Source organism: Acidobacteriaceae bacterium, from assembly GCA_035944135.1.
Classification (GTDB): domain Bacteria; phylum Acidobacteriota; class Terriglobia; order Terriglobales; family Acidobacteriaceae; genus Granulicella.
On sequence record DASZBM010000008.1, the window covers coordinates 57,768 to 72,258 of the forward strand.

The 14,491-nt window shown below is 59.6% G+C and carries 7 protein-coding genes; 4 read left to right on the forward strand and 3 right to left on the reverse strand.

All coding sequences use genetic code 11. The features are described from left to right. Positions 1–95: 95 nt before the first annotated feature. Together VGU25_12900 and VGU25_12905 are read left to right on the forward strand one after the other, a co-directional pair. Positions 96–1,517 carry a hypothetical protein gene (locus tag VGU25_12900; protein HEV2578100.1) on the forward strand — a complete coding sequence of 474 codons (1,422 nt, stop codon included), beginning with the start codon at positions 96–98 and terminating at the stop codon, positions 1,515–1,517. Beyond that, a complete protein-coding gene (locus tag VGU25_12905; protein ID HEV2578101.1) occupies positions 1,514–4,144 on the forward strand; it encodes a glycoside hydrolase family 95 protein in 2,631 nt (876 codons plus the stop codon). Before VGU25_12900 ends, VGU25_12905 begins: the two co-directional genes overlap by 4 nt. A 62-nt stretch (positions 4,145–4,206) precedes the next feature. Here the strand turns inward: VGU25_12905 and VGU25_12910 are convergent, their stop codons facing one another. Both VGU25_12910 and VGU25_12915 read right to left on the reverse strand, forming a co-directional pair. Continuing rightward, positions 4,207–7,776 (reverse strand): TonB-dependent receptor, encoded by a 3,570-nt coding sequence (locus tag VGU25_12910; protein HEV2578102.1) that lies wholly within the window; start codon positions 7,774–7,776, stop codon positions 4,207–4,209. Positions 7,777–7,900: 124 nt separating this feature from the next. Beyond that, complete coding sequence (locus VGU25_12915) at positions 7,901–8,728, reverse strand: IclR family transcriptional regulator (GenBank protein ID HEV2578103.1); 828 nt, start codon at positions 8,726–8,728, stop codon at positions 7,901–7,903. A 146-nt stretch (positions 8,729–8,874) separates the two neighbouring features. Here VGU25_12915 and VGU25_12920 point away from each other — a divergent pair, with 146 nt between their 5' ends. Both VGU25_12920 and VGU25_12925 read left to right on the forward strand, forming a co-directional pair. Then, positions 8,875–10,473, forward strand: a complete 1,599-nt coding sequence (locus VGU25_12920; protein HEV2578104.1) for a DUF5060 domain-containing protein — start codon at positions 8,875–8,877, stop codon at positions 10,471–10,473. A 98-nt stretch (positions 10,474–10,571) separates the two neighbouring features. After that, a complete protein-coding gene (locus VGU25_12925; GenBank protein ID HEV2578105.1) occupies positions 10,572–13,310 on the forward strand; it encodes a hypothetical protein in 2,739 nt (912 codons plus the stop codon). A gap of 136 nt (positions 13,311–13,446) precedes the next feature. Here the strand turns inward: VGU25_12925 and VGU25_12930 are convergent, their stop codons facing one another. Further along, positions 13,447–14,445, reverse strand: coding sequence for a glycoside hydrolase family 43 protein (locus VGU25_12930; GenBank protein HEV2578106.1), 999 nt, complete (start codon positions 14,443–14,445; stop codon positions 13,447–13,449). Between the last annotated feature and the right edge of the window lie 46 nt (positions 14,446–14,491).

Consider the following 14,491-nt stretch of genomic DNA (forward strand, 5'->3'; position numbering starts at 1 on the left):
ACGAACATACGGTGCCGACCGCTTAAAGATCCAGCCGATGGGGTGCGCAGCATGATCTCAGGCAATAGAAGATTCTTCCATCCCGGAGAGCTGGCTTGAACAGGCGTGAATTTCTTGCTGCATTGGCCAGCTTCACGGCAGGCGGGTGTCTGCCGTCTTCCGCACAATCAGCCGCGCAGCCGGCGGTATCGCTGACGATTGGGGATGTCCAGCCGAACTCTGCGATCCCGGATGAATTTTTCGGACTGTCCTACGAAAGCGCTCAACTAGCCAACCCCGACTTTTTTTCTGCCAAGAATCATCAACTCATCGATCTCTTTCGCGAACTCGCGTCGCGCGGCAATCTCAGGATCGGCGGCGGGTCCAGCGAGTACACAACCTACGCCGATGAGTCGCCACCGGGGCCACCGCCGTTTGAGGTCTTCGGTCCAGACACCTCGAAGATCGTCAAGCACGGAACGATCACCTCATCCGTCGCGCTGCGCAATCTGCGCGAGTTCCTCAATGCGACCAACTGGTCCTGCCTTTACGGTTTGAACCTTGGGCAGGGAACTATCGAGAATGCGGTTCGCGAGGCTACGGCCGCGCAGAAGATCCTTGGCCCGCGGCTGCTGGCTTTTCAGATCGGCAACGAGCCAGACAGCTTTCGCCGCCGATTCCGTCCCGAGACCTACGGTCCGGACGACTTCCTCTCCGAATGGAATCGCTTCCACTCCGCCATCCTGGCTGTGGTTCCGCAGGCGAAATTTGCGGGGCCTGATATCTCCAACAAGCTCCCATATCTCACCGCGTTCGCGAAGGAAGCGCCGAAACACCCCAGCGTGATTTTGTTGACGAGCCACTACTATGCAATGGGTCCCTCAAGTTCACCTGAAGCCACCATCCAGAATCTGCTCCAGCCTGATCCGAAAACTGCAACGCTGAAAGCAAGCGATCTGCACATCATTGCGGAAGCGCAGCAGCTCGCCCATCTGCCCTATCGCATGTCGGAAGGGAACTCATGCTGGGATGGAGGCAAGCCCGGCGTCTCCGATACGTTCGCCTCCGCGCTATGGTGTGCCGACTACATGCTCGATTGTGCCGCGCGCGGTTGGACCGGCGTCAATCTCCACGGCGGCGGAAACGGCTACTACACACCCATTGCAGGAGCGCCCTCGACGGGCTTCACGCGCAGGCCAGTGTTCTTCGGCATGAGATTCGCGCAGCAATTTATCGGCGCGCAACTCGTCACGTCGACACTCGAGAATGCGAATCCCCTGGTGGATGCCTTTGTCTTCGAACGCGCTGGCAAGCTGGAGCTGGCGATCATCAACAAATCCGACGCGGCGTGCACGTGCAGGCTGCCGGCAGGCCTACTCTGCAAGCCATCGGCTCTGCTAAGCGCTGCTGCCATCGACTCCAAACAAAATGTGAAGCTCGCATCCGTGAGCGGCCAGTACAGTGCGGCCGCTACCGCGGCACCCTACACCGCTATCGCATTCGAACTCCACAATTCCACACGGAACAGAAAGCCATGAGACATCAACGCCCCAGGATCACGCGACGGAGCTTTCTCTCCGGGACCGCAGCTGCAACAGCCCTCATTACAGAGGGCAGCATCGCCCGAAATCTCCACGCGCTTCAGGTTCAACCGGACGACATTCCCAGTCCTTACACTCTGCACTTTGCGCAACCGGCATCGAAGTGGCCGGACGCACTCCCGGTAGGCAATGGCAGGCTCGGCGCGATGGTCTTCGGCGTGCCCAGCGTCGATCGCCTGCAGTTGAACGAGGAGTCGATCTGGGACGGCGAGCCCAACCGCGACCGCAACAACCCCAAGGCAGCCGCGGCGATCCCGCGCATCCGCGATATGCTATTCGCCGGCAACATCGCCGACGCTCAGGCCCTGGCTGTCAGCGACGTCCTCTCCATCCCACGCCGAATGCCTTGCTACCAGACGCTCGGCGATCTCCACCTGGATTTCTCACCGATGGGCCTGACGCCCGAGGTCAACGTCGAGGGCTACGGCCTCCAACTCGACCTCGACACCGCGATCGCGAAGACTACTTTTCGCCACAATGGCGTCACCTGCACACGAGAGATCTTTTCCTCCGCACCGGATCAGGTGATCGTGGTGCGCCTGGCCGCAGACAAACCCGGCACTCTGCATGTGCGGCTCTCACTCGATCGGCCCGGCAGCTTCGAGACAAAACGATCTGCAAACGACCGGCTTGTCATGAAAGGACAGGCTCTTCCCGTAAACGACAACCCGGGTCTGCCCGTGAAAGAACATCAGACAGGCGTGCGCTTTCACGCAGAGCTGCTGGCTCTTCCTGAAGGCGGAAAAATTCTGCCCGCCAAAAACAACGACGACAATGAGCTCGAAATCGCCTCCGCGGACACCATCACTCTCTTCATCGATTGCGCCACCAGCTACCGCTTCCCCGCGCACGCCGGCGTGAGCAGCGGAGTCGATGCTGACGTCCTCACCGGCGATCCCGATGCGATGGGTGCAGCCGTAAATCGCAATCTGGTCCAGGCATCGCGCCGCTCGTATGCGGACCTCCGTCATCGTCACACTGAAGATCATCAGCGCTACTTCCGCCGCGCGAACATAAGCTTCGGTTCTGATCCGAACGCATCGATTCCAACCGACAAACGCCTGGCTGCCATCAAGGCCGGCGGCGAAGACATCCATCTGCTGCCCATCTACTTCCAGTTCGGCCGCTACATGCTTATCTCGAGCTCTCGCCCTGGTACGCTCGCGGCAAATCTGCAAGGCATTTGGAACGATTCCGTCGATCCACCTTGGGGCTCCAAGTACACCGTCAACATCAACGCTGAGATGAACTACTGGTTCGCCGAGAGCGCCAATCTCGCCGAGCTCCACTTGCCGCTTTTCGATCTGCTTCACGCAACCCTCGGCCCCGGCGAGCTCACGGCGAAGGAGATCTATCGCGCAAATGGCTCAGTCGTCCACCACAACACTGACATCTGGGGAGACGCGTGTCCGATCGACGCACTCGGCGGCGGTGTCTGGCCCATGGGTGCTAATTGGCTCTCGCTGCATCTCTGGCGCTACTACAGCTACACGGGCGACATCCGTTTCCTCGCAGAGCACACTTATCCGACTCTGCGCGAGAACGCCATCTTCCTGCTGGACTATCTCGTGCGCGATCCGCACACCGGCTACCTCGTCACTGGCCCATCCTGCTCGCCAGAGAACGCCTACCAACTCCCCAATGGCAAATCCTACAACCTCTGCATGGGGCCCACGATGGATATCTCTATCGTTCGCGCGGTCTTCTGGCGACTGCTCGAGAGCGCGGACAACTTGAAGACCCTCGCGCCCGAGAGCAACAAAACATTACTGGCTCAAGACGAAGATCTCCTCGCACGAGTCCGCAACGCATGGTCGCAACTCCCACCCTTTCAGATCGGCCACGACGGCCGTCTGCAGGAGTGGCAGGTCGATTACAAGGACCACGAGCCTGGTCACCGCCACATCTCACACCTCTTCGGCCTCTTCCCTGAGGACCAGATCACGGTGCAGGGAACACCCGAGCTCGCCCATGCCGCCCGTCTCGTGCTCGACAAGCGCCTTGCAGCCGGCGGAGGATCCACCGGCTGGTCACGCGCCTGGATCATCAACTGCATGGCGCGCCTCGGCGACGGCGACGCCTGCTACGAAAACATCCTCGCGCTCCTGCGCGACAGCACACGCGGCAATCTGTTCGACGTCTGCGGTGTGAAGGAAAACTCGCCGTTTCAGATCGACGGCAATCTCGGCGCACCAAACGCGTTCATCGAAATGCTCCTGCAGTCACACGCCGAAACACCATTGACTCCGCCACAAACCTCCACTCAGTCCCCGCACATCATCCGTCTCTTGCCGGCACTCCCTAAGGCATGGCCAAATGGCAGCTTCCGCGGGCTGCGCGCGCGCGGCGGAGTGGAGATCGATCTCGAGTGGTCGGACGGACGCGCCATGGAAGCGACCCTGCGGTCAACGATTGGAGGCACACTGCACATCGCAACACCGCAAGGCCAGAAGGCCTCGGCGGTCCTTCGCAACGGCAAACACATCCAGGCGCAATCCACCTCCGACGGTCTGCTCACGCTCAAAGCCGACCCGGGCACGACTCACATTCTGCGCTTCCACTAGCGCCCGCTACAAAAAAGAGAGAGCGCCTCGGCGCTCCCTCCGTTGCCGCAACTCTTCCTCGTCTAGAACAGGATGTGAATACCACCCTGGAGATTACGTCCCGAGTTCAACTGGCTAGTGATCGTTCCGAACGCCTTCGAGGTGGGGCTCACATTCGCCGACGAGAACTGTGCGTGATTGAGCGCGTTGAACGCGTCAACTCGTGGTTGGATCACGAATCGCTCACCCAGGGTGAAGTCCTTCAGGATAGAGAAGTCCCAGTTGTTATTTCCGTCCGAACGCAGCAGATACTCCGGAAAGGTGCGATAGTTGAACGCGTTTGGAGCGTTCGTGCTGGCCGCAGGATCAGTATTGATCGTGTCGAATCCAGCGGTGTTGAAGGATGCATCGCCGCTCGCGTCGTGTGGGTGGTTATGGAAGTTGCTGAAGTTGCCGGTGTAGGAGACATTCGTGCTCCACTGGATGGGAGTACCTGAGAGTGCCTGGTAGATAGCCGTTAAGCGCCATCCGCCGACGATTTCGTCAGCCACACGAGACTCATTAAGGAACCGCTGCCCGCGTCCAAACGGGAGCGCAAAGATGCCCGTCGCCGCGAGGTGCTGCGGGAAATCCGAAGTCGTTTCGCCGTACCACAACGGCCCACCCGGATTAAGCTGTGACTGCGCACCGAGCAGCCTGGAATATTCGTAGTTGATGTTGAACTCGAAGCCGTGAGACATCCTCTTCTCCAGCCGCGCGTTCAGTGAATTGAACTGGGAGTTCTCACCTGGCACCAACTGCTCATACACCGCTGTGTACTCCGGATAACCCTGCAGCAGTTGTGCAACCGTCGTCGTCTTCGAGGTATTCAGACCGACCGTCGTGGTGCCCGCTGGATAGAGTCCATAGAAAGGATTTGTCACGCTGGCTTTGAAAAAGTTTGTAACGGTCGTGTCAGCGTATTGCGAATGGCTGAGGAACGGCAGAAGAGCTGTCGAACTGATCTGGTTCTGATAGGACAGGTGCACACCGTGAGCGCTGAAGCCGCCAATCTCGACCATCCATGATTTGCCAAACTGCTTTTCGACATCGAGCGACGTCTTCTCCACGTACGCAACCTTGGGATTCGGATCGATGTACACGACCTGGCCACCCAGGTTCGTATTCACTCCGAGAGCATTGCCTACCGGCTGAATGATCGGATTCACGCTCGGATTGAACGGATCGGCGAGTGTCGACGTCGGCACACCCGTTGACAGGTTCGAATTGATGTACGTCGAGGTTGCTGTATAGCCATAAGCTTGGCCGGCGTTGTAATCGTTGAACGGATTCAAGTACACCGCGAACCCGCCCCGTATCGCGAGCGTCCCGTTGGACCACGGAGGCGAGTACGCGAACCCAATTCGCGGGCTCGCGTAGAGCGGCGCAGTGTTGTAGCTGTTGCGCTGTGACGGTGATGCGTAAACGATGCCGCCCGTCGGCAAAAACGCCGAAGCCGGTAGGCTTGCGTTGGGCGCTGCGGCATATGCCTTTTCCGCAGCGGCGGTCAATCCATTAATGGCGCTGGGATTCCATGTCGCCACCATTCGGTTGTTGCTCTCCACAATCGGCGTCTCATGCTCCAGGCGTATGCCTGCGCTGATAGTCAGGTTCGACATCACCTTCCAATCGTCTTGTGCAAACCCGGCGAAGTACCAGTTGTTGTATTGAAAGCGGGTCGCGATCGTCTCGCTTCCACTCGTAGGCAGACCGAGATCGAACAGCGCGAATCCGCCGCCGAAGCTGGGCGCACCCGCGGAACTGCCGAGTGCGATGCCCGAACCGGATCCAGCCGAGAAGGCGAACTGCCCATTCGCTGACCCCGGGCCTAGCGTGGAGTCCTTGTTGGCACGGATGTCCTCACCGAACTTCAGCGAGTGGCGGCCAATGATCTTGTTGAAGCTGCTGTAAAGCTGGACCGTATCAAAGTACGCCTGGTTGCCAGGATTGGCGCTCAGACTGGGGATCGTTGCCCCATTATCCGAGAAGGTCAGGTATGGAATCGCTGGAGCCGTAGAGTTGGCCCCGAGGTAACTGGCGAACCCAAGCGACGTAGGGTTGATTCCAAGGCTATTCGGCGTTGAACTGTTTTCCGAGCGGCTGAGGCCAAGACGCACGTCGAGACTCGTCGATGGGTTGAAATTATGAACATCTTCGGCAAAGCCGCCCCACAGCACAACGATCGAGGATGTTCCCGTAAGCGGGTCAGCGAAGATATTCGACTGCGCGTTCGTGTACTTGCTCTCATGCGCTTCGAAAGAAAGCCGGTTCGTAGTGGAGAGGTTATAGTCCAGACGTCCGGACTGTGAGTAGTAGCGATTGGATGTGGGATCGTCGGCGAAGAAGTTGTTTTCGCCGTCTGATTTCGTCGACGCGCCGCTGTAGTTCGGCAGCGGAATCAGCTTTAGATACGCTTGCGCCACCGGGCTCACCGATAGGCCAGCGTTCGAGAGCACATTGCCCGGAATCGGCGAACGAAGCGTCTGCCCGGGGCATTGCGGATCCGCCACACCAGAGTACGGGTTGAATAACTGGTAGCTGTTGATCGTCGACGTGACGCCCTTGCAGCGCGTCACCGTAATGTTGGTGCCGAGGTTAAGCAGTGCGGAGAAGTCGCCAGTACGTTCCGCAGCCGTCGGCACTGTTGTGATCGTGGTTGCAGGAGCATTCCCGCGATAACCCTCGAAGGCATAGAAGAAGAAAAGCTTATTGCGGCCGTTATAAATCTTCGGGAACCACACTGGTCCACCGATCGTCGCACCGAACTGATTGAAGTGGGTTGATGAGGCTTCCACGCCCACCGGCTGAAAGTAGGGCTTCGCCTGCAGCGGTCGTGAACCCGCATAGTACTCCGATACCGTCCCGTGATACTGGTTTGTGCCGGACTTCGTCGTGATGTTGACGGTGCCTCCCGAGGAATCACCCATTGCCGCGTTCGCGGTGAATAGATCGACGTGCACGGCGTCCACCGAATCAAGCTGCGGGCTGTACCCTGCCGTCCTGCTGGAATCCTGCATATTCGGAACACCGTTCAGCAGAAGCTCGTTTGAGGAAGAAGCTCCACCACCGACAGAGAAATCATCCGCAGTCGAATTTCCAAAGGGTGTCGTCTGCGACTCCGCGTGTTTGCCCTTCGCGACCACCCCATACTCGAGGTGCGCGAAGCCGAGCGGCGACCGCCCGTTCGAGGGCAGCTCTTCCACCTGCTCCGCCGTCAGAGTGTCTCCGGTGCTCGCATCCGCCGTATCCACCATCGGATTCTCGCCTTGCACCGTTATCGTCTCGCTCGTTCCACCCACAGGTAGCGTGATGTTTTCCGTCACCGTCTGTTCCGTCTGCAGCACCAGACCCGTGTGCGTGTAGGTCTTGAATCCCTCATGCGACGCCTCTACGCGGTAGTTCCCCGGCTGAAGGAAGGGAACGGTGTAATCTCCGGCCGAGTTTGACTTCGCGTTGGTCACCACACCGGTATCCGTGTCCATCACGCGCACCGTCGCATCAGGAATCCGCGCTCCCGATGGATCCGATACGTGACCTGTCAGTGTGGAACGTGTTTCCTGGCCAAATGCAACACAACTGAAACAGAGAAGGGCAATAAGGGCGCTACGTTTCATTCGTGGAACTCCTGGGAAATTTCGCGGGGGTTCTGCGACCGTCCACAAAACTAGCGAAGCCTACGAATGGATGTCAAGCATTTTGAAAATTATCTTCCACTAATTGCCACAACCTATGAAAAACCTACAGCCTGCGCCCAACCTCCGCCGCAGCCTCCAGCACCGCCGCCCGCGTTTCCTTCTCCCGCCCCACGTCCATTCGCGTCGTCGGTGTCGAGATGCTGATCGCCGCCTTCACCGGTTTGCCCGCTGCCTGGATCGCAGCCCCATAGCAGATTCCGCCCCGAATCGACTCCTCGCGGTCGCACGCGACTCCACTCTCACGAATCACGTTGTACTCGGCAAACAGCTTTTGCCGGTCCGTAATCGTGTGCGGCGTCCGTGCCGTCAAGCCATAGACCTCCAGCATCCGATCCGCTAAGCGCCTATCCTGAAAAGCAGTTATCGCCTTTCCCAATGCCGAGCAGTGAGGAGGCAGCACGCGCCCAATCTTGTTCGTCATCCGGATCTCGTGGAACGTCTCCATGCAATCCAGCACGTGGATCCGGTCGTCGAACAGGAACGCCAGGCTCGCCGTCTCGTTGAACGTATTCACCAGCCGCTCCATCTCCGGCCGAGCCACCTCACGCACGTGATCCGCCGCCCGCACCAGCCAGCCGAAGATCAGCCGTGGCGACAACTGATAGGTCCCATCGCGGTCCTGCTGCAGATATTCATGCCGTTCCAGCGTCCGCAACACGCGAAATAGCGTCGACTCCGGCAGCCGCATCTTCGCGCTGATCTCCTTCAGCGACAACGGCGTCTGCCCATCGAAACAATCCAGAACATCGAGCGCTCGCCCGATCGAACGGAGGTAGTACACCTCATCGCCCGGTGCTCCATCGCCGTTCTGGAGTGCCCACTTCGGGATCCGTCGCCGCACGCTCTTCTTTGTTGCCGGATTCGTCGCCATTCTTAACCTGTCTTTGTGCCGGAATTGCACCGCAAACGCATCTTCCGGGCCCGAGCGCTATTGTAAGATATCGCGTATATTTCAGTTTTGGTACATAATTTTCAATAACCCGACGCAGCACTACAAGGACTACCGAAAGGACCCGCATGCATCGCAGAGATGTGCTGAAACTCGGCGGCGCCACTGCCGTCGCCGCAGCCCTCAACACGCAAGTCCTCTCTGCACAGTCGCATGTCCCTCCCGCGGGATCCGCTGAAACTGAGCAATGGGGCCTCTTTGAGATCGCTCTGAAAGGCCCATCCAGCGGGAATCCCTTCCGCGACGTCACCCTCTCCGCCCAGTTCACCCACGAGCACCGCACCGTCGAGGTAAAGGGTTTCTACGACGGCGACGGCACCTTCCGCATCCGTTTCATGCCCGACACCCCCGGCGTCTGGACCTACAAAACCATCAGCTCCGCAGCCGACCTCAACGGCCACACCGGCCGCCTTACGTGCACGCCGCCCAAGGCTGGCAACCATGGCCCCGTCACCACAGCGCATCAGTTCCATTTCGAGCACGCGGACGGCACGCCGTACTTCCCCTTCGGCACCACAACTTACGCCTTCTTCTTCACCTCGGATGAGAACGCTGCGAACTCGCTCGCCGGCATGACCGGCAACTTCAACAAGACCCGCGCCTGCGTCCTCCCCAAACCGCTCGGTCAGGGTGAACAGATGTTGCCGTTCCCCACCACCGGCACGCCCGACGCCACCGGAAAAGCCAACGACTACACACGCTTCAACCCGGAGTACTTCCAACGCCTCGAAAAACGCCTCCTTCAACTCCAGGCCGCCAATATCGAAGCCGACTGCATCCTCTTCCACCCCTACGACGCTTGGGGCTACAAGATCATGCCCAACGAAGCCGACGACTTCTACCTCCGCTACGTCATCGCGCGCCTCTCCGCCTTCCGCAACGTCTGGTGGTCCATCGCCAACGAGTACGACCTCGTCCGCGCCAAGACCATGTCCGACTGGGACCGCTTCTTCCGCATCGTTCAGGCCGAAGACCCCTACAGCCACCTACGGTCCATCCACCACTCACGGGTCATCTATGATCACTCCAAACCCTGGTGCACGCACGCCAGTCTGCAGAGCTACGACTTCGAAAAATCCGCCGACCGCCGCCTCGCCTGGAACAAGCCCATCATCTATGACGAGATCCAGTACGAAGGCGACGTCGAGCGCCGCTGGGGCAATCTCTCCGCAGAAGAAATGACGCGCCGCTTTTGGCTCGCCATCATCTACGGCAGCTACGCCTCACATGGCGAAGTCTTCATCAGCGACGACTCCGGCCCGCACGCGCACGAAGCGAGCTGGTCCGATGCCGGCCGTCTTCGCGGCGACTCCGCTCCACGCATCAAGTTTCTGCACGATCTCATCGCCCGCTCGACCAACGTCGGCCTCAACGAGTACGAAGGCTCCTACTACCTTTCCGCAGACACACCCAACCAGCTCTACCTCTGGTACTTCGACTACCACCGCCCCGCGCGCTACGACTTCCCGCTGCCCAACACCGTCAACTTCGAAGCCGCACTCATCGACCCGTTCGAGATGACCGAGACGAAACTGCCCGGCACGTTCTCCGGCAAATCGCGCGTCGAGCTCCCCAACAAGCCCTACCATGCCATCGTCTTCCGCAAAGTCTCCGACGTCGTCGGCAAGCCCACCGGCAAAGCTCCCACTGCTGAAATTCCTGACTAACTCCGAAAACAACTGCGAACTGAAGACTGCGAACTGAAAACTGAATCCGGCGACTTCGACTACATCCACTCAAAGCCAGATCTACAGCCTTAAATCCGATGCGCACCCTACTCTCGCTAATCATCCTCGCCGCACCGCTCACCGCATTCGCCACACCGCGCGTTGAGACGTCATCTCACGCCACGCCGCGCGAGCAATACGCTGCGCAACAGCTGCGCGAAGCCGTTGCCAAACTCGTCCACGACGAGCGTATCCTCCTCGCCGTCGAACACGATCCGCTCTTCGCGCCCTACAGCAGAGAGATCCCCGACGTGTGGCCCGGCGCCAAGGAGGCCTTCGTCCTCAAGCGCATCGGCAACACCGTCGTCATCTCTGGCTCCGATCCCTCCGGCGTTCTCTACGGCGCCGAAGAGCTCATCGACCGCATCCACGCCGGCGGCACTCTTCCAAAGCAACTCGACTTCGAAGATCACCCGCAACTCCACATTCGCGGCGCCGTCATCGGTCTGCAGAAACCCGAGATAACCTACGAAGGCGCCGAGTACGACTATCCCTACACGCCCAAAGACTTCCCCTGGTTCTACGACAAGGCGCAGTGGACCAAATATCTTGACCAGCTCGCTGAGCAACGCACCAACGCACTCTTCCTCTGGAACGGCCATCCATTCACATCCCTGCTGAAGCTGCCCAAGTACCCCGAAGCCCAAGAGCTTCCCACCGCGCAGCTCGACGAGAACATCGCAATGTTTCGCTGGATCACCGCCGAAGCCGACAAGCGCGGGATCTGGATTCTGCAGGGCTTCTATGACATCCATCTTTCGCACGCCTTCGCGCGCGCGCATCACGTTCCTTACCACCTCTCCGCACCCACGCCACTCGCGAGCGAGTACACGCGCTACTGCATCTCAGAATTCATCCGGAACTATCCGAACGTCGGCATCTTCATGACGCTCGGCGAAGCGATGGGACCTCACTACGGCCCCGAGTGGCTGTCGAAGACGATCATTCCCGGTGTGCTCGACGGCCTTGCCGAAGAAGAGAAAGCAGTCGGTCATCCCGTACCGCAGCCGCCCATCGTCGTCCGCGCTCACGCAACCGATATCGACGCGGCCATGGCCGAGGGCCGCCCGCTCTACTCCAACATCGACACCATGTGGAAGTGGAACGGCGAATCACTCACCTGGACCAACATTCGCGGCAGCGTGAAGCAGAAGTTCGAATCGATGATCAAAGAATCGAACGACACCATCGTCAACATCCATCTGCTCTCCAATCTCGAGCCCTTCCGCTGGGGGGACCCAACCTTCGTTCGCCAGACCGAGAGCAACTTCATCCGCCTCGGCATCCGCGGTGTACACGTCTACCCATTGCGCTACTGGGACTGGCCCTACAGCGCCGACAAAACCGAACCGCTCCTCATCCAGACCGACCGCGACTGGATCTGGTTCGCAACCTGGGCGCGCTATGCGTGGAACCCCGAGCGTGATCCGGCGCTCGAACAGACCTACTGGAGCGAGCAGTTCGCACGCCGCTTTGCAGTTCCCGGCGGTGTGAACGCGCAAGGCCACAGCCCAGATGTGGTCGGTCTCGAAAGCATCCAGACCATCGCCGCCGAAAAGAGCAAACCCACCGCCGACCTGATGCAGACCGGAGCGCATCTCCTCGCCGCCTACGAGCTCTCCGGCCAGTGCGCTCCCGAAGTCGTTCGCCGCCTCGGCATCACCGAAGGCAATCGCGAAGTTCTCTCGCTCGGCATGACGATGCCGCAACTCATCGACGACGCCCGCTTCAATCCAGCACAAACACTCTGGACCGCCGACGCACCCGATGGCGAACGCCTCGACGAGTGGGTCGCGAACGAAGTCCACGGCGTGAAGCATCACGGCGAAAACCCCCTCAGCGTCGCCGCCGAGGCCGCGCAAAAGTCCACCCAAGCCGTCATCGAAGCCGAAGCTGCGGCTCCCGGAATCGCCGCCGATGCAAAGCCTGAGTACGGCCGCATCGTGAACGACATGCGCGCAATCCAGTACCTCATGGCGTTCTACAACGCGAAGGTGCAGGCTGCCGCGCTGGTCATGCGCTACGGCTACGATCACAACATCTCCGACCTCACCCAAGCGCGCACCTTGCTCGCCGAAAGCGTCGAAAACTTCGCAGAACTTACTCAAATCACCGATAAAACCTACCGAAACGCCGCCGGAATGCAAACCTCACAACGGCAGATTCCCGTTCGCGGCGGCCCACAAACCAATCACTGGCGCGATCTGCTCCCCGTCTACCAAAAGGAACTAGCAACCTTCGACAACCGTCTTTCCGCCCTTCGCTCCGGCTCGCAAATCTCTGAAGCAAAACCACATCAACTCCCCGAAGTCGGATTCACTCTGCAGCCCGGCGGGGGCGAAGCGTTCACAGTCGCCAAAGGCGCAAGCCTCTACAGCGATCAGGACGCGCCCATCACTTCAGTGGCGCCGGAACTCGATGGCCTGAAAGGAATTCGAGTCTCCACGCACCAGGAGACCCCGATTCACTTCACGCTCGACAAACCCGCGCAGATTCTCGTCGGCTTCTTCAAATCCAACTCGCGCAAGCAGGTGAATGTGTCACCGGACACGGAGCAGTGGAACATTCTTCTGCCGAACGCGGTTTCAGAGGCCAGGGGCTTGCCGATCAGTGTGTGGGCGAAGCCGCTGCCGGCGGGCGAGAATGATTTGGATCTTGGGAAGGGAGCGTATGTGGTGCTCGGATTTATTCCGGAGGACACACACGTGACTCCGCATGTGAGATTCGATCCGGATAGCAAGCAGCCTCCGAATCTGGACTGGCTTTTTGAGGATTAAGGAGCTACCCCACCCCCCTCCTTTTTGCGCAAAATCTTCCAAGGAAAAGACTTAGGTCCGGACCTTAGTGTGCGTCGACCGAATGATTGGAAATTGAGAGGGGTCAGCTACGCGACGTTTTGTCAATCAGTCGAGTTTAAGGATTGGGGTCGTGGCGGGCGAGGAGACGCTGGGCTTCGGCTTCGGTGACGCGGAAGAAGCTGCCGTGCTTGGCGCCGGTGGGGAAGTGCATCTTGTCGTCGACGCTGGTCCAGTGGACCCAGTCGATAGTTTCGACGCCTTCATAGCGTGGATTGGGCGGGCGGTAGTGGTCGTAGTAGACGATGAACTTGTCGCCAACCTGGATGACGCTGGGGCCTTCGGACCATGGCTCGTTGATGGGCGCGGAGACTGGACCCCAGGGGCCATTCACTGTCGGAGCAGAAGCCCAGCGCTCGTTGTAACGCAGCGGGTCGGTGGTCTGGTCTTTGAAGACCATGACGACGTCGCTCTTGTGGTTGAGGGTGCGGTGGAACAGTGTGGCGTCGATAACGGGGAAGCCGCGGTCGAAGAACTTTTTAGGCGTAGAGAAGGTTTGCCAGTCGGCCGTGTGGGCTGACCAGATGCGAAGGCCTTCGGACCCCACCCATGACGACGATGAGGCTGTCGTCATGAATGGGGCACCCGGAGTTGTGTTCGCCTTGAAGTTGCTAGACCAGATGATGAGCCAGTCTTTGGTCTGCTCATCCCAGTAAGTCTCGGGCGCCCAGGTGTTCTGCACGCTGGAAAAGGCTGACATGATTTCTACGCGGCGCTGGGGCGACCAGTGGAGGAGGTCGTCGGAGTCGGAGATGCCGATGGCGTTGCCGTGCCAGGCCCAGGTGAAGACCATGCGGAAGTGTGCGCCATCTGGAGTGCGGGTGATGTAGACGTCGCGCATCAGCTCGGCGGGTTGGTCGGGCTTGAGCCAGGGTTGGCCGTCGTTGAGCGGGGTGAAGGTGTAGCCGTCGCGGCTGAGGGCGAAGTAGATGCCCTGGTTGGCGGGCTCCTGGAAGTAAGCGAAGACGATGGGCGAGGTGGGGGTGGGTGTTTGGGCGTGGGTAAGGGGAGCGAAAGCGAGCAGCGCAATGCCCATAATTCGTCGAAGCGTTTTCATTCGTAGCTTCACTTCACCTTCGTGCCTTGGATAGCGGCGTAGCTCG